The organism is Mesorhizobium sp. M0698, assembly GCF_040320455.1.
In the GTDB taxonomy this organism is placed as follows: domain Bacteria; phylum Pseudomonadota; class Alphaproteobacteria; order Rhizobiales; family Rhizobiaceae; genus Mesorhizobium.
In genome coordinates, this window is the sequence record NZ_JAMYPQ010000005.1 from 306,002 (window position 1) to 327,926 (window position 21,925).

Sequence of the window (21,925 nt, forward strand, 5' to 3'; positions counted from 1 at the left end):
CGCAAGCGGGGTTGCCCTGCGGCAATTTGGCCGTGAAACACCGCGTTGGGCGCCCTCCGCGACGGGCCTCAAGTTCTTGCTCAGGCCGCCAGCGCCGCTTCCGGCGGCACCTTGGCGCCGGTCATGAAGGCGACCGCGTCGGACATCGTATACTGCTTCGGATCGATGACGCAGAGGCGACGGCCGAGCCGGTGAATGTGGATGCGGTCCGCCACCTCGAAAACATGCGGCATGTTGTGTGAAATCAGCACGATCGGCAGGCCACGCCGTTTGACGTCGAGGATCAGTTCGAGCACGCGGCGGCTCTCCTTGACGCCGAGCGCGGCCGTCGGCTCATCCATGATGACCATCTTCGAGCCGAAGGCGGCGGCACGCGCCACCGCCACGCCTTGGCGCTGGCCGCCCGAAAGCGTTTCCACCGCCTGGCTGATGTTCTGGATCGTCATCAGGCCAAGCTCGGTGAGCTTGTCGCGGGCACGCTTTTCCATCGCCGGACGGTCGAGCATGCGCAGCCATTCACCGAGGAACCCCGGCTTGCGGATCTCCCGGCCGAGGAACATGTTGTCGGCGATCGACAGCGCCGGCGACAGCGCCAGGTTCTGGTAGACGGTCTCGATGCCGGCCTCGCGGGCCTCCATCGGCGATTTGAAGGCAATGGGCTTGCCTTCAAGCCGTATCTCACCTTCGTCCGGGGTGACCGCTCCGGAAATGGCTTTGATAAGCGATGACTTGCCGGCGCCGTTGTCGCCAATGACAGCAAGGATTTCCCCCGGATAGAGGTCGAAGTCTGCGCTGTCGAGAGCGGTGACGCGGCCGTAGCGCTTGACCAGGCTGCGCGCGGTAAGGATCGGTTCGTGAATCTGGTTCATGCCGAGATCTTCCTGATCCACTGGTCGATACCAACAGCGATGATGATAAGGGCTCCGACGGACAATTGCGTCCATTGCGGGTCTGTCCCCCAAAGCCTGAGGCCGAGCGCGAACACGCCGACGATCAGCGCACCGAAGATGGTCCCGAGGATGGAGCCGCGGCCGCCGAACAGCGAAGTGCCGCCGATCACCACGGCGGTAATCGAATTGATGTTCTCGAACTGCCCGGCCTGCGGCGAGACCGATCCGATGCGTCCGATCAGGGCCCAGCCGGCGATGGCGCAAATGATACCAGTCAGCGTGTAGACCGCGACCAGCATCCGGCTGACGCGCACACCCGACAGCTCCGCGGCCTCCGGGTCGTCTCCGACCGCATAGACATGCCGGCCCCACGCGGTGTGATTGAGCACGTACCAGGCAATTGCCGCCATGATCAGCACCAACAGCACGCCATAGGTGAAGACGGCGCCGCCGATCCTGAACGATCCGCCGAAAAACTGCAGCAGCGGCGCCGTCGTCTCGAGATCCTGGCTGCGGATGGTCTCGTTACCGGAATAGATGAAGTTGATGGCAGCGTAGATCGACCAGGTGCCGAGCGTCACGATGAAGGGCGGCAGTTTCACCCAGGCGATGAGAATGCCGTTGATCAAGCCGCAAATCGCGCCGACAAGCAGCCCGACGGCAACGGCCACCGGCGCTGGGACACCGTAGTGCATGGCAAACTGGCCCATGACGACCGAGCTCAGCACCATGATGGCGCCGACGGACAGGTCGATGCCGGCGGTGAGCACCACCAGTGTCTGCGCGATGCCGACCATGCCGGTTATCGCCACCTGCTGGAGGATCAGGGTGAGGGTGAAAGGAGAAAAGAAGCGTCCGCCGACGACGACTGCGAACAGAGCCACCGAGATGATCAGGATGATCAGCGGCACCATGGCAGGGCTTTTGTGCAAGCGGTGTTGGATGCTCTCCAGCGTCGAGCGGGAATGCGTCTCGAATGAAGCGACGCTGGTGTCGCTAGTGGCCAGGACCGTCTCGAATTCCTGCGGTCCCTTGCTCCTGGTTGTTTCGACGCTCAAGTCGACCTCCCGCCTGTGATGTGGAGCGGCCGAAACCGCTCCACATTCTCTATTGTTCTTTTGAAGTTGAGCCGATCAGGGGATCAAATCAACCCCAGCACTTGCTGAGGCCTTGCTTCGTGTCGATGGATTCGATGCCGGCGGCAGGCTTGTCGGTGATCAGCGTCACGCCGGTGTTGTAGAAGTTCAGACCGGGCGACGGCTCAGGCTTCTTGCCGCTGTCGGCAAAGGTCTTAATCGCCTCGATGCCGAGCGAGGCCATGAGCAGTGGATATTGCTGTGAAGTGGCGCCGATCACGCCCTCGGCAACGTTCTTGACACCCGGGCAGCCGCCATCGACCGAGACAATCAGGACGTCCTTCTCCTTGCCGACGGCCTTCAGCGCCTGGTAGGCGCCCGCGGCCGCAGGTTCGTTGATGGTGTAGACGACGTTGATATCCGGATCCTTCTGCAGGCAATTCTCCATGGCAGTGTGCCCGCCATCCTCATTGCCGCTCGACAGATCGTGACAGACATTGCGTGCGTCGGTTTCGTCGCCGATCTTGTTGGGGTCGCCGAGGTCGATGCCGAAGCCCTTCATGAAGCCTTGATCACGCTGCACGTCGACAGAGGGCTGGCTGGCGATAAGATCCATGTAGGCGATGTGCGCGTCCTTGGCCTTGTCGCCCAAGGTGGCCTTTGCCCAGGAGCCGATAAGCTCGCCGGCCTTGAAATTGTCGGTCGCAAACGTCGCATCCGCGGCGTCGGCAGGCTCGAGCTGGGTGTCCAGAGCGATCACCAGCACCCCTGCATCACGCGCCTTCTTCACCGCCGGCACGATGGCCGCAGTGTCGGTGGCGGTGATCAAAATGCCCTTGGCGCCGTCGGCGATGCAGGATTCGATCGCCGCAACCTGGCCCTCATTGTCACCTTCCGCCTTGCCGGCGTAGGCCTTCAGATCGACACCAATTTCCTTGGCTTTCGCGGCGGCACCTTCCTTCATCTTGACGAAGAAGGGATTGGTGTCGGTCTTGGTGATCAAGCAGGCGCCGACCCCGGCGGCCGATGCCGTTGACGCAAAGGCCATCAGGCTCAGTCCGGCCGCGGCAAACACGGTGGATTTCAACAGTTTTGACGTGGTCACGATTTTCCTCCCATGGAACCTTTTAGGATGCCGGCCAACCGGCACCTGCAGCGCGTCCGACGAAATCTCCCAGTGTCGACGCCGATCTCAAGAGACACCAGTCCGCCAGCACTGTCAATAATTAAATCACTCTTATTTATTATTGACATCGCAGGATTGTTCACCCACTCTAGACCAAAAGCATTGAGGGGAAACGACGGGAGGAACAGGGGTGGAGACCGGCGTTACGAGGCACGGTTCGCCCGATGCGGCCGAAAGCCGTCTGCACCGCGGCACCAATCAAAGCGGCATGCGGGACCACAATGAGCGGCTGGTGCTGTCGCTGGTGCGTCAGCACGGCAGCCTGGCCAAATCCGATATTGCGCGCATGACGGGCCTTTCGGCGCAGACAGTGTCCGTCATCATGCGCGAGCTGGAGGAGGACGACCTGCTCGTCCGCCAGGCGCCGTTGCGCGGCAAGATCGGCCAGCCCTCGATACCCATGGCGCTCAATCCCGACGGCGCCTATTTCATCGGCCTGAAGATCGGCCGCCGCAGCGCCGAGCTGGTGCTGATCGATTTCCTCGGCAATGTGCGCTCGATGCTGCAGCATTCGTACCGCTATCCGGCGCCGCGCGAGACGGTGGAATTCGTCACGAGCGGCATGAAGAAGATGCGCGGCGAACTCACCCCTGCGCAGGACAAACGCATCGCCGGGCTTGGCATCGCCATGCCGTTCGAATTGTGGAACTGGGCCGATACCGCCGGCGCGCCGCGTGAAATCATGGACGAATGGCGCCATCGCGACATCCGCGCCGACATCCAGGCGCAATGCGAATTTCCAGTCTATCTGCAGAACGATGCCACCTCGGCCTGCGGCGCCGAGCTCGTGTTCGGCCACGCGGCGGGCGCGGCGCGCGATTTCGTCTATTTCTACATCGGCGCCTTTGCCGGCGGCGGCATCGTGCTGAACGGCCGGCTGTTTGGCGGCCCAACCGGCAATGCCGGCGCGCTGGGCTCAATGCCGGTGCCCGGGCCTGACGGCAAGCCGACGCAGTTGATTGACGTGGCGTCGATCGCCATGCTGGAGAAGGCGCTCAACGCACGCGGCGTCGAGGCCTCGCATCTGTGGACATCACCGGGGGACTGGGGCGAGATCGGTGCCGAGCTCGACGACTGGATCGCCAGCGCTTCGCAGGCGCTCGCTTATGCCATTGTGGCGGCGTCCTCTGTCATCGATTTCGAAGCGGCGGTGATCGACGGATGGATGCCGCTCGGCGTGCGCCGGCGGCTTGTCGATGCTGTCATCGAAGCCATCGGCAGGATCGACGGCGAAGGCCTGAGGCTGCCGGCCGTTCGCGAGGGAACGGTCGGCATCCATGCGCGGGCGCTGGGTGGCGCCAGCCTGCCGCTGTCGGAGCGCTTCCTCATCGGCTCGACCACGATTTCCCGGAGCTTCTGAGCATGCTGATCGGTATCCCGGCGCTGCTCGGCCCGGAGCTTCTGGCGATGTTGCGCGCCATGGGACATGGCGACGAGATCGCGCTGGTCGACGGCAACTACCCGGCCGAACAGCAGGCACAGCGGCTGATCCGCGCCGACGGTCATCATCTCGCCCCGGTGCTCGATGCGGTATTGAGCGTATTGCCTGTCGACGACGCCGTGCCGCAGGCGCTGTTTCGCGCCTCGGCCAAAGGCGATCCCCTGCTCGCCGATCCGGTTCACCATGAGATGGAAGCGATCTGCGCCAGGCGTGCGCCGGGCCGCAAGGTGGTTGCGCTTGCCGGCGCTGACTTCTATGCACGGGTCAAGGCCGCGCACGCGATCGTCGCGACGAGCGAGCCGCGGCTTTATGCCAACATCATCATTCGCAAGGGCGTGATCTATCCGCCGGAAAGCAAGACTTCATGATCCTCTGCTGCGGCGAAGCCCTGATCGACATGCTGCCGCGCACCACGACCGAGGGCGAGCCGGCCTTTGCGCCTTATGTCGGCGGTGCCGTCTTCAACTCGGCCATTGCGCTCGGCCGGCTCGGCGCGCCGGCCGGCTTCTTCTCCGGCCTGTCGTCGGATCTGTTCGGCGGCCAGTTCAGGGAGGCACTGGGGGCCAGCAAGGTCAGCTCGACCTATGCGCACACTTCGCCGCGGCCGACCACGCTCGCCTTCGTGCGGCTCAGCAACGGCCAGGCGACCTACACCTTCTACGACGAGAACACCGCCGGGCGCATGCTGACCATCGAGGACTTGCCGGAAGTCGGCAGCGAGATCGAGGCCATGCTGTTCGGCGCCATCAGCCTGATCTCGGAGCCGGCCGGATCGGCCTATGAAGAGTTCATGCGACGCGAGCATGAGCGCCGCGTGATGATGCTCGACCCCAACATCCGGCCAAACTTCATTCCCGACAAAGCCAAGCACCTCAGGCGCATCCGCAACATGATGGCGATGGCCGACATCGTGAAACTGTCGGACGAGGATCTGAACTGGTTCGGCGAAGCCGGCTCGCATGAGGACGTCGTCCGCAACTGGCTGGATCGCGGCCCGAAGCTGATCGTCGTCACCCACGGCAGCGAGGGGGCGGTCGGTTACAGCAGCCAGCACCGCGTCACGGTCGTGCCGGACAAGGTCGAGGTGGTCGATACGGTCGGCGCCGGCGACACGTTCAATGCCGGCATCCTCGCCTCCTTACACGAGCAGGGCCTGCTGTCGAAGACGGCAATCGCCAGTTTGCCGGAAGACGCCATCCAAAAGGCGCTGACGCTCGGCGCCAAGGCCGCGGCGGTGACGGTATCGCGGGCCGGCGCCAACCCGCCATGGCGGCATGAAATCGCCTGACCGGCTGGTGCGCAGCCCATGGACTGCTCACCGGCGATCACTTTATGTTTCGTCCAGCCTGGCGGGCGGGATGCGAAGCCTGTATCAGGCCGGCCGAAGCCCGGATTTCCCCGCGTTTAAGAGGGCAGATCGGAAATCAGAGGTAACAGGCTGCGACACTTGAGCAATTCAGGGTTTTGCCCTGCGGCTTTCTCGGCCGTGCCAAGTCTGCTACCAGCGGCCGGTTATCTGGCTAAAACCGTTTGAGGCCGACATGCAGTTCATCGATCTTGGCGCGCAGCGCGAACGCATCCGCGACAGGCTGAAAGCGGCAATCGACCGCGTTGTCGACGAAGGCCGCTATATTCTCGGACCTCAGGTCACCGAATTCGAAAACAAGCTCGCCGCCTATATCGGCACCAAGCATGTGGTCGCTTGCGCCAACGGCACCGATGCGCTGCTGCTGCCGCTGTTTGCCGCCGGCATCGGCCCGGGCGACGCGGTGTTCGTGCCGAGCTTCACCTTCGCCGCCACGGCCGAAGTGGTGGCGCTGACCAAGGCCGAACCGGTGTTCGTCGATGTCGATGCCGACAGCTACAATATCGACATCGCCAGCCTCGAGGCGGCAATCGCCATGATCAAGGCGGAGGGCCGGCTGAGGCCGAAGGCAATCATTCCCGTCGACCTGTTCGGCCTCGCCGCCGATTACGAGGCGATCATGGCCATCGCCGATCGCGAAGGCCTGATGGTCATCGAGGATGCGGCGCAGGCGACCGGCGGCTCGGCTCACGGCAAGATGTGCGGCTCGTTCGGCACCGTCGGCTCGACCAGCTTCTATCCGGCAAAGCCGCTCGGCTGCTATGGCGACGGCGGTGCGATGTTCACCAATGACGATGCGCTGGCCGAACAGCTGCGCTCGTTCGCCTTTCACGGAAAGGGCGAAACGCAATACGACAATGTCCGCGTCGGCATCAATTCAAGGCTCGACACGCTGCAGGCGGCGATCCTGATCGAGAAGCTGGCCATCCTCGAGGACGAGATGGTGGCGCGGCAAGCGGTCGCCAATCGCTATGCCGAAGGTCTCGGCGATATCGTCAAGGCGGCGCGCAATCTGGGCGGCGGCCGCTCGGCCTGGGCGCAATACGCCATCGAAACGCCGAAACGCGACGGGCTCAAGGCACATCTCGGTGAAAAGGGCATTCCGTCGGTTATCTACTATGTGAAACCGCTGCACAGCCAGATTGCCTATCGCGATTATCCGCGCACGCCGACCGGCCTTGCCGTTTCGGAAGAGTTGCCGAAGCGCATCCTGTGCCTGCCGATGCATCCCTATCTGAGCGAGGCTGACCAGGACCGGATCATCGAAACGATCCGTAACTATATCGGCTCGAATTCGGCGCATGTAGCGGCGGCATAAATTCGAAAGTATCGAAGCGTGGTCGCGGAATACATCGACGAGTTCATCATGTTCTGCGCCGGGTTGTGGATGGCTGGCGTCGGCTTCGGATTTCTCTCGAATCCCTCTCAAGCTCGCCCGGGCCAACAGCAGGCATGGTGGACCAACTTTGGAACGCATTTTAAATGGATGGGGCCGCTGTTGATCATCATCGCGATAGTGCTCGCGTTCGCGGCACCTTCCTAGCGGACCCTGTTCGGCGGGCTATTCACGAGTTTGGTGTGATCAGCTTGAGCGACGGAAAGTAGGTACGGTAGCGGCCAACGTCGCGCGTGAGTAGCGGCAGCCCATTGACGGCGGCATGAGCACCGATGAAGAAATCAGGCAGCACGCCGGTGCGCAATCCCCCCGATCTCCGGTACTGCGTAAAAACCTTTCCCGCGAGGAACAGTGCTGCCCGTGGCATAGGAGCCACTTCGAGACCAGCTTCATCAACAAAGGCGTCGAGATCCTCGATGCGCTCGTATCGGACGGCAAGCTCTGCATAGACAGCATCGTTGATCAATAACGGGCCATTCAGGCTTTGCGCCTCAAGCTGGGCGATCGACCAATCCGCCCAGTTCGGATCGTCCGTAACAAGATCAAGCAGAACGTTGGTGTCGACTAGCGTCACACGTCGCCACGCGTCAGTGCCATGATCGCGGCGGTACCGAGGCCCTTGCCGGCATGGCCGCGCAATTTCGCGAAGCGGCTCGCGGGCTGCTTCTTGTCACTCCGCGTAATCACGACGCTGCCGTCATCGGCGCGGCGGAAATCGACTCCGCTGCCCGGAACAATCCCAAGCAGTTCGCGAACCGACTTTGGGATGGTCACCTGTCCCTTGGCTGTGACTTTGGTGGTCATGTTCACACCTCGGTAATACCAACAGCCAACAAGGTATTACCGGTCATGGTGGATTTCAACCGCTATATCCACATTCATCCCGCCATTCGCGATCACACGTTCGCCTTCAGAATTGCCAAAACTCCTCCCCTGCCCTTCTCCACAAATCTGCCGGAGCGGCTTTGAAGATTGCCGTCAGGGCGGATTTTTGGGATGCTTTGCTCCGCGCCGAAACATAATCTGCATCTGTTTCCCTCTAGGCCGGCTCTCTCATGAAGAAGATTGGTTTTCTCTCGTTTGGGCACTGGACGCCCTCGTCACAATCGCAGACGCGAACGGCATCCGACGCGCTTTTGCAGTCCATCGACCTGGCCGTCGCCGCCGAGGAACTGGGTGCGGACGGCGCGTATTTCCGCGTGCATCACTTCGCCCGCCAACTCGCCTCGCCCTTCCCGCTGCTGGCGGCGGTTGGGGCGAAGACCAGCCGAATCGAGATCGGCACGGCGGTCATCGACATGCGCTATGAGAACCCGCTCTACATGGCCGAGGACGCTGGCGCAGCCGATCTGATCGCCGGAGGGCGTCTGCAGCTGGGCATCAGCCGCGGCTCGCCGGAGCAGGTGATCGACGGATGGCGCTACTTCGGCTATGCCCCGCAAGAGGGCGAGAGCGATGCCGACATGGCCCGCAGACACACCGGAGTGCTGCTCGAAGTGTTGCTGGGCAAAGGCTTTGCGCAGCCCAATCCGCGGCCGATGTTTCCCAACCCGCCCGGCCTGCTTCGCGTTGAACCACACTCGGAGGGCCTGCGCGACCGCATCTGGTGGGGCGCCGCCACCAACGCCACGGCGGAATGGGCGGCGAAGCTGGGGATGAACCTGCAAAGCTCCACGCTCAAATTCGACGAAGGCGGAAAGCCGTTTCACATCCAGCAGGCCGAACAGATCCGGGCTTTTCGTGAGGCCTGGAAGACGGCCGGACACACGCGCGAGCCGCGGGTGTCGGTCAGCCGGAGCATTTTTGCCTTGGTCGACGATCGCGACCGCGCCTATTTCGGCGGCAATGAGAGCGGAGATCAGTTCGGTTACATCGAGGCAGACAGGCGCGCCGTCTTCGGCCGCTCCTACGCCGCCGAGCCGGACGTGCTCATCGAACAGCTAAAGGGCGACGAAGCCATTGTGGAGGCCGATACGCTGCTGCTTACCGTTCCTAACCAGCTCGGCGTCGACTACAACGCCCATGTCATCGAGGCGATCCTGACCCATGTCGCTCCGGGCTTGGGCTGGCGCTGACGCGACTTATTGGAAGCACCACGGCCATCGATACGATGCTTGCGTTCTTGCGGTCTCACGACTGCTCGCCGTCCGCCCGTTTGAGCATCGCACATGCGCGACTGATCCGTTGCAGCGCTGTGGCGTTGGCCAGCACCGCGTACAGCGCCAACCCTCCCACCAGAATCCACGGCGAAGCGACCCCCATGGCGGTTGCGACCCCGTCGGCGGCGAGCAGCACGCAAATGAATACCAGACGTTCCATCCGCTCGAAGAAATCCGGCCACCCGTAGTTTTCGACAGGGATTTCCAGCGCCGTCCGCGCCTTGGCATAGCTCGTGAGAATGCCGCCGGCGAACGCGAACATTGCGATCGCCCACAGATCGGCGACCCAGCCTATTGCCGCAAAGACCGCCAGTTCCTGGTACCGGTCGACCATTGCGTCGAAATAGCCACCGGCCTTGGTGATCATATCTCTCCGGCGGGCGACCGCGCCGTCCAGGGCGTCGAAGGTGAAGGCAAACGCCAGGCACAGGCCGAAGGCCAAGCTTGATTCGTGGTACAGGTAGGCACCCGAGGACAGCGCGACGAGCACGAGCCCGCCGGCCGTAACCTGGTTCGGTGTCATGCCGATCGCGATCAGCGGAGAGGCGGCCTGCTCCCACAGCGGGTCGATGCGACTTTTCATGAGACCGGCGATCATGGCGGCTCCTCTGATGATGTCGTTTCATGGAGCTTTACCAGCAATTTGCCGGTTTGTTCCACCGTCGCTACCGTTCGACTTGGTCAACGCGGGCGGAGAACCGGGCTCAGCAACGTTCTCAACGCGCCGCAACAGCGATTTCTTTTGGCGAATGCGGCCAACGGATTAAGGTGCTTGCCAAGCTGACGGCGAAACAGAACTTCCGGTCGCAGCGACAACTGCCCGATGGCATTTCACCGTTTGGGCAATGCCCTTGTGACGGTTGCGCAAATCGACCGGCGGTCTGGCGGCAGCACCCGAACGATGTGACTATGGTGCTTGCCATCCGTGGGACGCCGGCCGAAACTCGATGCACAAATTTCCACCCAAGCTCGCCTACCTGCTCGCAACCTCTGTCGGCGCGGGATTGTCTCCAATATGGCCGGGCACGGCCGGCGCAATGGTTGGAGTGGCTGTTGCCACGGCTCTGATACCTGCATCGCCTTGGCTGACCGTGCTTGCCTATGCGGCCCTATTCGCGGTCGGCGTATGGGCGTCGTCGCACGTTGTCTCCCGTACCGGGACGGAGGACCCGCAGATCGTCGTCATCGATGAAACCTTCGGCGCCGCCGTGACACTTTCCATGCTGCCGGTCGACCCGCTGTGGTGGGCAGCAGGCTTCCTTGCTTTCCGGTTTTTCGACGTCGTCAAGCCTTGGCCCATCCGTATCATGCATGAGAAGGTAAGGGGCGGGGCCGGCATCATGATGGACGATGCGGCTGCGGCTATGGCCGCCGGGGTGCTGCTGCTCCTGCTGAACGGTTTGATCAACCATTTGCCGTAACCGCGACATTCGGTCTCGACTGCCAACGGCCAGCACGATGGTCCATGGGAGTTTAGCACCACAAGGGGAGGACCGGACCAATGCGAAGCTATAGAATCGCGGCCATTCCAGGCGATGGGATCGGCAAGGAAGTCGTAGCAGCCGGCCTTCGTGCGCTGGCCGCCTGCGCCACGCGCGACGGTGGTTTCAATCTCGAAGTGCAGCACTTCGACTGGGGCTCGGACTACTACAAGGTCAACGGCGTGATGATGCCCAAGGACGGCACTGAGCGGCTGAAGGCCTTCGACGCCATCTATTTCGGCGCCGTCGGCGCACCTGACGTGCCTGACCATCTGACGTTGTGGGGGCTGCGGCTGGCGATCTGCCAGCCCTTCGACCAATATGCCAACGTCCGCCCGACCCGCATCCTGCCCGGTATCGAGAGCCCGCTTCGTGGTGTCGCGGCAGGCGATCTCGACTGGGTCATCGTCCGGGAGAATTCGGAAGGCGAATACGCCGGCCAGGGCGGGCGCTCGCATCTCGGCCTGCCCGAGGAAGTCGCCACCGAGGTCGCGATCTTCACCCGCGCCGGCGTAACGCGCATCATGCGCTTCGCCTTCGAGATGGCGCGGTCACGGCCGCGCAAGCTGTTGACCGTGGTCACCAAGTCGAATGCCCAGCGTCACGGCATGGTGCTGTGGGACGACATCGCCCGTGAGGTCGCGGCCGATTTCCCGGATATCGCATGGGACAAAATGCTGGTCGACGCAATGACGGTGCGCATGACACTCAATCCGCGCTCGCTCGACACGATCGTTGCCACCAATCTTCACGCCGATATCCTGTCGGATCTTGCGGCAGCGCTTGCCGGATCGATCGGCATCGCGCCGACTGCGAACCTCAACCCCGAGCGGCGGTTTCCGTCGATGTTCGAGCCGATCCACGGCTCGGCCTTCGACATCACCGGCAAGGGCATTGCCAATCCGATCGGCACATTCTGGTCGGCGGTGATGATGCTGGAGCATCTTGGCGAGCGGACTGCCGCGGCGCGCCTGATGCGCGCCATTGAGCGCGTGACCGCGGACGCCTCACTGCACACGCCCGACCTCGGCGGAATCACCACCACCGACAAGGTCACCGAAGCGGTTTGCGCGGCACTACTCGGCGACAACGAGTAGGAAAAGGAGCAAGCGCCTGGACATCGCTGTCATTCCCAGTGTTGGCATCGGCAAGGAAGTCATGCCCGAAGGCGGGAGGCATCTGCACTCGCCGCCGCTCACCGATGGTGTTCGTGTGCCTGTGTGTGGAAACCGAACCCATCAAGTGTTTCGATCAGCATCTCTACAGGATCAGGCACACCGTGCGTTGACCGCCACGCGACAAAGCCGTCCGGCCTGACCAAGGCGGCACCGCCCCTTTCAATCCCGAGCGCGGAAGGCCACCGATGGTCCAAGTCAATCAGATCGTCATTGGCACCCAAGGCGTGGCAGGTCAGCGGCATTCCGAGGCGTTGGCTTATGGCGTCAGCGGCCTGACACCATGCTTCGTCGGCGCAGAGGAGAAGAAGATCGCGATCGCACAAATGGAGACTCGAAATCCGCTGGCCGGCACGCCCGACCGCGAAATGCGGCAAACGCGTGCCAAGGCGACCTCGATCATGGGGAGTCGCCCACGGTCAGCGGCCATGCCTATGCCGCGTAGTGGGATATCGGCGGCGGTGCGATGAACCTGCTATCTGCGCCAGCGCACTGCCAGGCAGTCCTGAGCTCGCGCGATCGAATTCAGGTCCATGGAACATCGCCTCACCCGACGACCACTTTACGACCGTGCTGATCCTCGCCGGTTGGTCGCCTGGCAAGTACCAGGCGACTTGGCGACGTGGCCCGTACGATTACGCTGGCATCAGCGGCTTGACGCGATCGACAATGGCGGCGACCGCTTCCTTCGGGCTCTTGCGACCGAGGACAGCGAGCTGAACCTCCTCGAGAAACGTCGACTGAGCGCGAGCGGCTTCGGGAAAAGCCGGGAAGGCCGGTCGCGCTTTGGCGAGCGCGGCAGCCTCGACCTTCGCCTGCGGCAGCGACCCGGCGAACGACGGCTCGGCATAGGTCGAGGTGCGGACGGGGCCATTGCCGTTGCGCGCCATGTCGAGTGTGGCGGCCTTGCTCGCTACGAAGCGGATGTAGCTCCAGGAGAGCTTCTTGTCCGTCGAATTGGCGGGAATGGCCATCGCCCAGGATTCGACGACCGGATGCATTTCGTGACCGCTGCTGAGGGTTTTGGAGCCGGGGAACTCGATCGCCTTGATCTTTCCCGGTGCGGTCGACTGTTCCTTGTTGTTGAGCTGCGCGTAGCGGGCGAAAGGCAGCACCGCGAAGGCAGCGCGCCCCTGCTGCATCCACGTCACCATGTCGTCGTTGCGCGTTGTGGCATAGCTGCGGGGCAGCGCGCCGGCCTTGAAGAGGTCGGCAAGCACGGACAGGCCTTTTTCCATCGCCTCCGGATCGGGGACCACCTTGAACTGCTTGTCGATGAAATCGCCGCCGAAGGCGCGGGCGAACATGACCGGGAAGACGGCGAGGTCACTCGCAAGGATCATGCCGACGACGGGCGTGCCGGACCTGGAGGTGAAGGTCAGCTTCTTCGCCTGCTCGACCAACTCCTCCAGCGTGTTCGGTGGCGCCGAAATGCCGGCCTCCTGAAGCAGCTCCTCGTTGTAGAAAAGCCCCTGCGTGGCATGGCGCACCGGAACGCCGACGAGCTTGCCGCCGACGGTCATCGACTGGCGCAGGCCCTCGGCGATATCGTCGAAATCCTCGATCGGCTGGGCTTTCCGGAGATCGTCTAGCGGCTCGAACAGCGAGGCGATCTGCGACGTCATGCGGTTGTCGATGACATAGCCGACGTTGAAATCGGTCTCGCTCAGGCTCGCCTCCCGGAATAGCCGGTCCTGGAGCGGATTGCTGTCGAGCGTGGTCCAGGATATCTGGGCATTGTTCTTGTCCTCCCAGGGCTTGATGACATTGCCGGCGGCGCCGGTCGTCAGGTTGGCTTGGTGGACGCGATGGCAAAGCACGTTCAGCGTCTTTACCTGGGCATGGGCCAACCGACCCAAGGCACCCGTCGCGCCGGCGGCCATCGCCGTCGTCAGCAGGGCTCTGCGTGTCATGTGCAAAGGCATTGTCTTCCTCCCTTTCTCGGTGACGTCGTCACCCCTTGGTCGCGCCGGCGGTCAATCCGGCGACGAGAAACCGGTTCATCAGGACCACGAAGACGAGAACCGGCAGCAATTGGACGGTAGAGGCAGCAAAGAGGACGCCCCAGTCGACGCCATCGATCGAACTGATCATCTCCGAAAGGACCAGAGGCGCGGTCTTGGCGTGGTTGGCGGTGAAGATATAGGCGAACAGAAACTCGTTCCACGCGAAGACCACGACGAAGACGGCGACGGCGAGCATGCCGGGCGCTACGAGCGGCAAGATGATCTTCACAAGGATCGTCAACGGCCGCGCGCCGTCGAGGACGGCCGCCTCGTCGAGTTCGCGCGGCACCTGATCGATGAACGTCCGCATCAAAAGCGTGCCGAGCGAGACGAAGAAGGTCGCGTAAAGCAGGATCAGCACCAGATGGGTGTCGTTGAGCCCGAGCCGATTGACGACCGGGAACAGTGGCAGCGTCACGACGATCGGCGGGATCAGCCGCGATCCGATCAGAAACATCACCGATCCCTCCAGGAAACGGACGCCTCGATAGCGTGAGTAGGCAAAACCGGCGAGCAGACTTGCCATGACGGCAAGCGCCGTCGCCCCGGTGGTGATGACCAGGCTGTTGACGAGCCCGTCGAAAAAGGCCGGCCAGCGGTGCCACAGCGAGGCGTAGTGCTCGAAGGTCGGTTCGAAGAAGAGCTCCGGTGGAACCGCGAAAATCTCGCGACCGGGTTTGAACGACGAGAGCACGATGAAGCCGATCGGAAACAATGACCAGACGACGATTGCCGCAACAGCGAGCATCTTTCCGGCACCGATAGCGAGACGCCTAGAACGCATTGGCCATGGATTCCTTGCGCAGCCGCCACACATAGCCAGTCGCAAGAAGCAGCGAGATGACGACCATCATCCATGCCGTCGCGGCCGCCGTGCCGAACGAGTTGTAGCGGAAGCCTTCCTGATAAAGATAAACGGAAACGACCTCGGTCGTGCGTGCCGGGCCGCCCTGGGTCAGGAGCCAGACCTCGGAAAAGAGGCGGAAGGCGAAGATGTAGCGGAACAGCAGCGCGATCAGCATCGCTGGCGCCAGAAGCGGCAGCGTGATGTTGCGGAAGAGCTGGAACGCATTGGCTCCGTCGGTGCGCCCAGCCTCGTAGAGCTCCTTCGGAACCGCGAGCCGTGCCGCATAGAGGATGATGAATGTGAATGGCAGGTGCAACCAGATCGTGAGCAGGCCGACGAGGATGAGGCCGTGAGAAGGGATGAACGTCCAGTCGAGCGTCGGCAGACCGGTGTATCGCAGCATCAGCGTGATCGGGCCGACGTCTGGATCGAACAGGAAGCGCCACATTGCGACCGCCGTCACCTCGCTGATGGCGTAGGGAGCGAGCACCACGACGAGCATGACGCGCTGGAGGGGAAGCCCGGAGGCGAAAAGCAGGGCCAGGCCAAGGCCGAGCAGCAGTTCGATATGAACCGCCACGGCGACGACGAGGACCGTGTTCCAGACCGAACCCCAAAAATAGGGATCGGTGAGGACGCGGATATAGTTATCGAACCCAACGAAGGTTGCCGATTGGCCGAATGACGAGGCCTCGAAACTCAGCCACAGGACGAAGATGGCGGGGAGCACGATGATCCCAAGCACCAGGAGGTGCACGGGCGTCGCATAGAGGTAGGCAGGCGAAAACGCGAAGCGCCGCCTCTTGGTCTCGCCAGCCGCTTCCGCCGCCCCTTCCCCCCTATGGCCGACGGACGCCTCGGAACCAAATGCCATTGCTCCTCCCTGAGCGGTTGCGTGTCAGCCGTCCCCGGCGGCAAGTGGAACGGTGCCCTCCACCGTTGTTCTGTACATCACCCGGCGATATCCGGGATAATCGTTGATGGCGGTGTGCAGGACATGGGGATTGTTCCACATACCGAGCGTCTTCGGTTCCCAACGCAGCCTGCAGTTGAACTCGGGCCGGACAGCCCGCGCCATCAGGAAGTCGATCATCGGCTTGCTTTCTTCCTCCGTCATCCCCTTGAAATTGGTCATCACGCTGCTGACGAAGACATAGCGCCGGCCAGTCTCGGGGTGGCGACAGATCACAGGATGCTCGACGACGGCATTCTCGATCGCCTCGACATCGGCCTTGACGCCGAGCCGGCTGTGGGCCGCGTTGATGGCGAAGACCCCGCGGCCGCTATGAACGCCCGTCAGCCCTTGCAGGATCTCGACCAGCCGCGGCGAAAGCGAGTCATATGCCTTCTCGAGGCTGGAGAAGCAGGTGTCGCCGCCAACCGGCGGCACCTCTTCACCGTAGAGGATCGTAATGCCCGGTGGCTTCGGTAGCCAGGCGAGGTCCATGTGCCAGTCCTCGCCGATCACCTTGCCCGTGTCGTCCGGCTCGCGCACGAAGCGCACAATATCGTCGAAGCCGTCGATCGGCGTGTGCACCGGATTGCCGCTAAATGGTCCGAACCGGCGGCCGACCTTGTGGACGCCGGCGGCGTCAAGCTCCTGATCGCGCACGGCGAGCGCATGATATTTGTAGAGCGCGCGGCGAACGTCCTGGAAGGCATCCTCGCTCGCGCTCGCCAGATCGATCCCACGAATTTCTGCACCGAGCGCTCCAGTGAAGGGGCTGACCTCGAAACGGGTGAATGCATCATCGCGCAGCACGTGATCCTCCCTAATACGCGCCTCGTCGCCATCATGGGCTGGGCTGACTTACCTGTAAGTAAGTAACTTGAAAGCCAAAGGCTGTCAACTCACCCTCGCTTTGATCCACCGGATGTCTAGCCTCGACCCGAGCCCTTGCCCGCATCCTGCCAAGCGGCGCGGATGATCGCGGCGAGCGCTGCGAAAGTCCTGGCGACCTCGTCGAAGCTTCCGGTGTCCTGCGTCATCGGTGGACAGGACAGAAGGGTAATGCGCAGCATGTGCACGAGCTCGTCGCTGAGTGTGTCGGAGGAAAGCTCTCCGTCCTTCACCGCCTGGTCCACCGCATGACGCAGGCTCTGATCATAGACCCGGTTGACGCGCTCCAGGGCACGTTCCGCTGGTTCGCCGAGAACCGGGAGGTCGTGGCGAAGGCGCGAAAGCGGGCTCCACATATTGCGGGCTCCCTTCTCAGCGTTGAAACGTTCGTAGAAGCGGCGCAGATCCTCGAGCTGCATATCGAGACGGTCGAAGAACCGGATATCGGGGGTCGTCCAGAAGCGCTTGATGCGGGCCTCGGCGTTGGCGGCGAAGTCCGCGATCAATTCCTCCATCAGCTGACGCTTGTTGCCGAAGTGATGATGGATGTTGGCGCGCGTCGTGCCGATTGCCGTCGCTATATCGCCGAAGCTGAAACCATCGTGGCCGCGCAGGACATAGAACTCGGCCGCGACCTCTTTGATTCTGCTGCGGGTAGAGTGCGCCTCATCGCCGGGAGATCCTGAAGTGTTGGCTCTCATATCCCTTCCGAAATTCATGCCGCTCGCCATCGCGACAATCAGCATACGAAACGTGCTGCAACCGTCCGCCGGTCGGCACAGACGCGATCAGCGTTGCTACCATACAATGTCATGGGATGTACCCGTCGTACATGGATCTTCTTCTACGCTCAGGTGGGAACTAATTTGCGCCAGTTCGCGACATTCAACGTTTCGCACGAACATCCCCTCCTCCTCCTTAGCACCAGCCCCGAAGGCCTTACGAGCCTCCTCGGGGGTCGCCCGATCCTCGCCGGCTTCGATGCATAGTTGCACAGCCTTCCGCCACTTGGGCCCCATCTTGGTCCACTTCAGGAGTTCCTCGGCGGCACCCTCGACATTGTTACACCCGTAGGTGACCCCAGGTCGGTCGGTCTTGACGTACACCGGAGGGGAGAACCAATGGGTTGCCACAACACCTCCTACTCAGGGGAGAGATACATCTTGGCTTCCTTGGCGGCAGCCTCAAAGGCCTTTCGGACGACCTGAGGGTCAATCGGATCGCCCTCCAGATCTGACAGGCACAGCGTCACCGCCTTGTGCCAGCGAGGTCCTCTCCGGGTCCACGTCTTGAGCTGCTCAAGGGCTGCCCTCGCATTGTTGCACCCATGCCTGACGCCGGTTTCACTCTTCACGAACACCGGAGGGACGAACCAATGGGTTGCCATGATACCTCCTACTCAGGGGAGAGATACACGTTGGCCTCCTTGGCAGCCGCCTCGAAGGCTTCACGGACCTCTTGGGGGGAGGCTCTGCCCTCGAATGCATCGACGCAGGATTGGACCGCCTTGGTCCACCTCGGGCCCTTTGTGTCCCACGCCATGAGTTCCTCGGCGGCTCCCTCGACGTGGCTGACCCCATGGCGAATGCCGGGACGTTTCGTCTTCAAGTAGACCGGTGGAGAGAACCAGAAGGGACCCATGAGGATGAACTTAGAGCGGCAAGAGCCTGCTGACCAACCCAGTGTAGCGCCGGGCAGATAATCGCGGGAACGTTGCTGGCCCTCGCGGGTTTAGAGCTTGCAGCGGTCGATTCTTCGTGGATGTGCAGCCGCTGTCGGGTCCGTCGCTTTTCTCACGGGCAGCGGGCCCTCCTCGTTAGACTGACATTGCAGTCCGACTTTAGCTATTTGCCGTTGGGGGGAAGTAACGTCCCCTCCTCCTTAGCGGCAGCCAGGAATGCCTTACGGGCCTCCTCAGGTTCCATCTCGTCGAAAATGACGGCCATGCAAACGCGCACCGCGAGATCCCAGCAAGGGCCACGCTTGGTCCACTTCATCAGCTCCTCGCCGGCTGTCTCGGCGTTGTTGACGTTGCGAATGATCCCGGGACGCTCGGTCTTGACGGGGACCGGAGGGTTGAACCAGTGGAGAGCCATACGTCACTCTTTGTCGGCCCGATCAAGTTCCTCCAGCAAATACCTTTGCTCAGCCGGCAGCTCCCGTTCTACAGGCAGATTTAGCATGTTGCGAAGGTAATTGCGGATTACCTCAGGTGATCCACCGCCGCACAACTTCGGCAATAACCTTCTGTTTGGCTTTATCGATTTCAACCACATTCGGGCCTACATCTTAAAAGGACCGAACTGCACCTCGAGCGGATTTGTTCCTTAAGGGGCCAGAATGTTTGATACAAAAATCTGGGCGGGTGATCGGATAACTGGCTCGCGCGAGCCCCCCCGCGCCCTTCGTTTCCCACTGGCGAGGCCCTAACAATCCCCGTCAGAGAAGTTGGAACCCAACATCGTGAGCCTGAGCCAGAAGTTACGCAGCCAGCAGCCGTTCTGCATCTATTGTGCCGGATCGGCTCGTGGCGTCGACATCGACCACGTGCCGCCAAGGGTCTGTTCGATGGCAAGTGGCGACCGAAGGGCGGGGAAGTGACTACCTGCAAGGCATGCCATGAAGGGACGCGCGAGATGGACGATGTCGCGGCGTTCGCAAGCCGTTCCTGCCCAACCCGACGACTGGGGGACAGCATGGTTGTCATTGGTCATGACGATCACCTGGGCGGTGCGCCAAGAGGGCTTGGGCACGGCAGGAGCACCGTCTAGGGACAAAGGCTGCCGATGCTTCGTCAGGAGTGTTCCGATATCAGCGAGTCCGCGCTTCTTGATAGGTCTTGCGACCAGTACGCACGCGCGCGGGGCCACAGGTCGAGGCTAGGAAACTCACACTCGCGGGCACTGGTTGATCACCGAGCCAACACGAGCGACCTCGGCTAAGCGCCGTGTGTCCCTCTTACAGGCTTGGCTGCTATATTATTGCAGTGACCCTGCCCGACGCATCGAGGCGACAACTGACTTGCGCCTGACGGACTTCGATGCCACCTTGTCTAGCGTAGTCTATTCGCACCTCGATCGGTGCCGTGAGTGCGCCTCGACGTTGACGCAAGGCACCTGCGCTTACCGCGTGGACACGGACGGCGCCAAGCGGCGTCGCAGCGGACACGATCGCCGCGCGGCAGGCGCGCACCACTGCGGCTGGCGTACCGGTTTTCGCTTTCAGCGGTGCCAGAAACTCAGCGGGATAGCCCTTGGTGACCCGCTCGGACCCACCGTCACCAGGTTTAGAGGGCAGGAGGACGGGTGGCAGGACGATCGATTGCCTGGCGGTCTTGGCAGAGGCAGTGGCTGTGGTGGCTGCGGCCGGACTACCGGGAGCGGTAACCGATTCGTTTTCGGCGGCTGGATCGTCGCCCACACCGACATCCGTCGAAATCCCTCCGCCTGTGTCACCTACGGTGCCGCTGGCACTAACGCCTGCGTCGACCGATCCGTCATCTGAGCCGACCGAAGCTCCAACGTTGGCTCCGCCTACACCGTCGACGCTCGTGCCCACCCCCACAGATCCGCCTTGCGAACCGGCGCTCACTCCAGCACCGACCCCGACACCGCCAACATTGCCGCCTATACCTGCATCAAGAGCCGAGGCAGGCCCAACTGTGATCCCGATCGTCAAAGCGGCCGCGACATACTTCTTCATTCTCATCTCTCCTGCGGCATACATTTCGCTCACTAGTTTTCACTGGCGCGGCTCGAGCTTTTTCGGTGGTCGCGTTGGGAGCAATGCGGCGGGAAGAGCGATGGTTGACAGCAGAACAGGTTGCGGTGACTTTTGGACCTTCACTTTCTGTTTTTCCGGCAAGCCCGGTTTGCGGACTGGTTGGGCGCCCGAACGCGATAACCTACTTGCATGTGCACTCGCGGGGGTACGTGCTTTCGGCGCGCGCTCCACAGCCGCAGTGCGACGCTTACCCTTGACAATATCAATTGCCTCACGCGCGGCACTGAGGCTGCGGGCTAGACCGATAGCCCTTTCACGCTCTTGGTCCAGCGCCGCACTCAATTCTATCGAGTTCTGCTTTAAAGCATCGCGTTCCTTGCGAACGATGGCGAGGGCTCGTACAGCTGAATCTGCTCGTTCGCGTCCCAGTTCGAGTGCTTCTCGAGCTTGCTTTACAGCGGCCTCGGCCACCTGTCGGTCCCTTATGGCGTTGGCCTGCTCGACGGCTGCCAGATTTGCGCCTGCCTTAAGAGCATCGATCGTTTGGCGAGCCGTAGTAAGTTCTTGTTCCAAGAGCTCAACCTTGTGCCGCTCGTCATCAAGCGCTCGCTTGGCAGCAAGCTGAGAGACTTCCATAGAGGGGGGCGCTCCAAGCGTGGCAGCCTTCTCGCTGTTCCAGAGACTGGCTTCGGCCCTGTAGCTTTCGATAACGCGCTGCGCCGTCTCCAGATCGAGCGCGAGCGCTTCGTCTGTTCGCTGCTGCTCTTTTAGGGCTTGTGCTTGCTGAGCCACCGTGTCTGCCAGTACGTGTGCCTGGGCGCTTAGGTCACGTGCGCCGCGCTGCATAACGTCTAGCTCCGCTCGTGCTGCGGCCAATTCGCGGCGCAAACCCTCCTCATGCTCGCCGAGCGGCGTTTGCGCGCCCTCCTTGGGTGCCTGTGTTTCGCTGAGCACCAGCTCTCCAGATATATAGGATCCGAGCGCGCTCGGTTGCGGCTTGCCCGGTTGTTTGTCGACCTCGGTGTGTTCCGAAACCACGACCGACGAGCTGTCGTTAGCTGCGGCAACAGCTGACGCTTCGGGCGCCAACTGACTATTTGCCGGAGATGCCGACAGCAGAACAAGGCATAACGGAACGAGGGATAGCATGGCGCTACACCCCCTGCCGCGTATCTGCAGATGATTCATCACTGAACCTCACCGACCGCGGCCCTCACCGCTATTGTATTCTCCACTTACGCGCGCGGCGCTGGATCAATGCTAGTGAAGCACCCTCGGCAACGCCAAGGCACCGAATAAGGCGTAAAGCCTGCCTCCTATTTCCTTACTTGTCATCATT

26 protein-coding genes are annotated in these 21,925 nt (G+C 62.2%); 8 read left to right on the plus strand and 18 right to left on the minus strand.

All coding sequences use genetic code 11. The annotated features are described in order from the left end of the window. Positions 1–80: 80 nt before the first annotated feature. The 3 genes from NKI16_RS14480 to NKI16_RS14490 form a co-directional block, all read right to left on the minus strand. Entirely contained in the window at positions 81–869 is a 789-nt protein-coding gene (locus tag NKI16_RS14480; RefSeq protein WP_352618611.1) for an ATP-binding cassette domain-containing protein, read from the minus strand. Then, positions 866–1,948, minus strand: a complete 1,083-nt coding sequence (locus NKI16_RS14485) for an ABC transporter permease (RefSeq protein ID WP_023679302.1) — start codon at positions 1,946–1,948, stop codon at positions 866–868. The genes NKI16_RS14480 and NKI16_RS14485 overlap by 4 nt, the downstream gene beginning before the upstream one ends. Positions 1,949–2,036: 88 nt before the next feature. Then, positions 2,037–3,053, minus strand: a complete 1,017-nt coding sequence (locus NKI16_RS14490) for a sugar ABC transporter substrate-binding protein (protein WP_352449223.1) — start codon at positions 3,051–3,053, stop codon at positions 2,037–2,039. Between the two features lie 229 nt (positions 3,054–3,282). Between NKI16_RS14490 and NKI16_RS14495 the strand changes: the two genes are divergently transcribed. The 5 genes from NKI16_RS14495 to NKI16_RS14515 all read left to right on the plus strand — a co-directional run bounded on the left by NKI16_RS14495 (position 3,283) and on the right by NKI16_RS14515 (position 7,502). Then, the gene (locus tag NKI16_RS14495; RefSeq protein WP_352569909.1) at positions 3,283–4,512 is read left to right on the plus strand and encodes an ROK family transcriptional regulator; all 1,230 of its coding nucleotides are present in this window, start codon (positions 3,283–3,285) and stop codon (positions 4,510–4,512) included. 2 nt (positions 4,513–4,514) lie between these two features. Next, positions 4,515–4,961, plus strand: a complete 447-nt coding sequence (locus NKI16_RS14500; protein WP_352645766.1) for an RbsD/FucU family protein — start codon at positions 4,515–4,517, stop codon at positions 4,959–4,961. Next, positions 4,958–5,881, plus strand: a complete 924-nt coding sequence (locus tag NKI16_RS14505) for a carbohydrate kinase family protein (RefSeq protein ID WP_352756497.1) — start codon at positions 4,958–4,960, stop codon at positions 5,879–5,881. Before NKI16_RS14500 ends, NKI16_RS14505 begins: the two co-directional genes overlap by 4 nt. A 253-nt stretch (positions 5,882–6,134) precedes the next feature. Then, on the plus strand, positions 6,135–7,277 hold the full coding sequence (locus NKI16_RS14510) for a DegT/DnrJ/EryC1/StrS family aminotransferase (protein WP_352454268.1): 1,143 nt from the start codon (positions 6,135–6,137) through the stop codon (positions 7,275–7,277). A gap of 18 nt (positions 7,278–7,295) precedes the next feature. Then, positions 7,296–7,502, plus strand: a complete 207-nt coding sequence (locus NKI16_RS14515; RefSeq protein ID WP_352679628.1) for a hypothetical protein — start codon at positions 7,296–7,298, stop codon at positions 7,500–7,502. A gap of 22 nt (positions 7,503–7,524) precedes the next feature. Here the strand turns inward: NKI16_RS14515 and NKI16_RS14520 are convergent, their stop codons facing one another. Together NKI16_RS14520 and NKI16_RS14525 are read right to left on the minus strand one after the other, a co-directional pair. Further along, positions 7,525–7,929, minus strand: coding sequence for a type II toxin-antitoxin system VapC family toxin (locus NKI16_RS14520; RefSeq protein ID WP_352756494.1), 405 nt, complete (start codon positions 7,927–7,929; stop codon positions 7,525–7,527). After that, a complete protein-coding gene (locus NKI16_RS14525; RefSeq protein WP_352756491.1) occupies positions 7,926–8,159 on the minus strand; it encodes an AbrB/MazE/SpoVT family DNA-binding domain-containing protein in 234 nt (77 codons plus the stop codon). Before NKI16_RS14525 ends, NKI16_RS14520 begins: the two co-directional genes overlap by 4 nt. Positions 8,160–8,410: 251 nt before the next feature. Between NKI16_RS14525 and NKI16_RS14530 the strand changes: the two genes are divergently transcribed. Then, positions 8,411–9,430: an LLM class flavin-dependent oxidoreductase gene (locus tag NKI16_RS14530; protein ID WP_352756488.1), complete on the plus strand. Its 1,020-nt coding sequence runs from the start codon at positions 8,411–8,413 to the stop codon at positions 9,428–9,430. A gap of 55 nt (positions 9,431–9,485) precedes the next feature. Here the strand turns inward: NKI16_RS14530 and NKI16_RS14535 are convergent, their stop codons facing one another. Further along, positions 9,486–10,112: a CDP-alcohol phosphatidyltransferase family protein gene (locus NKI16_RS14535; RefSeq protein WP_023679292.1), complete on the minus strand. Its 627-nt coding sequence runs from the start codon at positions 10,110–10,112 to the stop codon at positions 9,486–9,488. A gap of 349 nt (positions 10,113–10,461) precedes the next feature. Here NKI16_RS14535 and NKI16_RS14540 point away from each other — a divergent pair, with 349 nt between their 5' ends. Both NKI16_RS14540 and NKI16_RS14545 read left to right on the plus strand, forming a co-directional pair. Further along, a complete protein-coding gene (locus NKI16_RS14540) occupies positions 10,462–10,935 on the plus strand; it encodes a phosphatidylglycerophosphatase A family protein (RefSeq protein WP_023679291.1) in 474 nt (157 codons plus the stop codon). A gap of 80 nt (positions 10,936–11,015) precedes the next feature. Continuing rightward, complete coding sequence (locus tag NKI16_RS14545) at positions 11,016–12,092, plus strand: tartrate dehydrogenase (protein ID WP_352756484.1); 1,077 nt, start codon at positions 11,016–11,018, stop codon at positions 12,090–12,092. A gap of 98 nt (positions 12,093–12,190) precedes the next feature. Here NKI16_RS14545 and NKI16_RS14550 read toward each other — a convergent pair whose 3' ends face one another. The 12 genes from NKI16_RS14550 to NKI16_RS14605 form a co-directional block, all read right to left on the minus strand. Further along, the gene (locus NKI16_RS14550; RefSeq protein ID WP_352756481.1) at positions 12,191–12,547 is read right to left on the minus strand and encodes an aromatic-ring hydroxylase C-terminal domain-containing protein; all 357 of its coding nucleotides are present in this window, start codon (positions 12,545–12,547) and stop codon (positions 12,191–12,193) included. A 258-nt stretch (positions 12,548–12,805) separates the two neighbouring features. After that, positions 12,806–14,095 (minus strand): ABC transporter substrate-binding protein, encoded by a 1,290-nt coding sequence (locus tag NKI16_RS14555; RefSeq protein ID WP_352756478.1) that lies wholly within the window; start codon positions 14,093–14,095, stop codon positions 12,806–12,808. Positions 14,096–14,123: 28 nt separating this feature from the next. Further along, positions 14,124–14,960, minus strand: coding sequence for a carbohydrate ABC transporter permease (locus NKI16_RS14560; protein ID WP_023679287.1), 837 nt, complete (start codon positions 14,958–14,960; stop codon positions 14,124–14,126). After that, on the minus strand, positions 14,950–15,897 hold the full coding sequence (locus tag NKI16_RS14565; protein WP_084641568.1) for a carbohydrate ABC transporter permease: 948 nt from the start codon (positions 15,895–15,897) through the stop codon (positions 14,950–14,952). The genes NKI16_RS14560 and NKI16_RS14565 overlap by 11 nt, the downstream gene beginning before the upstream one ends. Positions 15,898–15,921: 24 nt before the next feature. After that, on the minus strand, positions 15,922–16,785 hold the full coding sequence (locus NKI16_RS14570; RefSeq protein WP_023679285.1) for a TauD/TfdA dioxygenase family protein: 864 nt from the start codon (positions 16,783–16,785) through the stop codon (positions 15,922–15,924). Between the two features lie 116 nt (positions 16,786–16,901). Next, positions 16,902–17,564, minus strand: coding sequence for a TetR/AcrR family transcriptional regulator (locus tag NKI16_RS14575; RefSeq protein WP_352566463.1), 663 nt, complete (start codon positions 17,562–17,564; stop codon positions 16,902–16,904). A 96-nt stretch (positions 17,565–17,660) separates the two neighbouring features. Continuing rightward, positions 17,661–17,996: a DUF982 domain-containing protein gene (locus tag NKI16_RS14580; RefSeq protein ID WP_352923059.1), complete on the minus strand. Its 336-nt coding sequence runs from the start codon at positions 17,994–17,996 to the stop codon at positions 17,661–17,663. Positions 17,997–18,004: 8 nt separating this feature from the next. Continuing rightward, entirely contained in the window at positions 18,005–18,250 is a 246-nt protein-coding gene (locus tag NKI16_RS14585) for a DUF982 domain-containing protein (protein WP_023679282.1), read from the minus strand. An 8-nt stretch (positions 18,251–18,258) separates the two neighbouring features. Next, complete coding sequence (locus NKI16_RS14590; protein WP_352923063.1) at positions 18,259–18,504, minus strand: DUF982 domain-containing protein; 246 nt, start codon at positions 18,502–18,504, stop codon at positions 18,259–18,261. Positions 18,505–18,707: 203 nt separating this feature from the next. Then, on the minus strand, positions 18,708–18,959 hold the full coding sequence (locus NKI16_RS14595) for a DUF982 domain-containing protein (RefSeq protein WP_352756471.1): 252 nt from the start codon (positions 18,957–18,959) through the stop codon (positions 18,708–18,710). Positions 18,960–19,836: 877 nt separating this feature from the next. Further along, on the minus strand, positions 19,837–20,565 hold the full coding sequence (locus NKI16_RS14600; RefSeq protein ID WP_352756468.1) for a hypothetical protein: 729 nt from the start codon (positions 20,563–20,565) through the stop codon (positions 19,837–19,839). A gap of 39 nt (positions 20,566–20,604) precedes the next feature. Then, positions 20,605–21,774 (minus strand): coiled-coil domain-containing protein, encoded by a 1,170-nt coding sequence (locus tag NKI16_RS14605; protein WP_352756466.1) that lies wholly within the window; start codon positions 21,772–21,774, stop codon positions 20,605–20,607. Between the last annotated feature and the right edge of the window lie 151 nt (positions 21,775–21,925).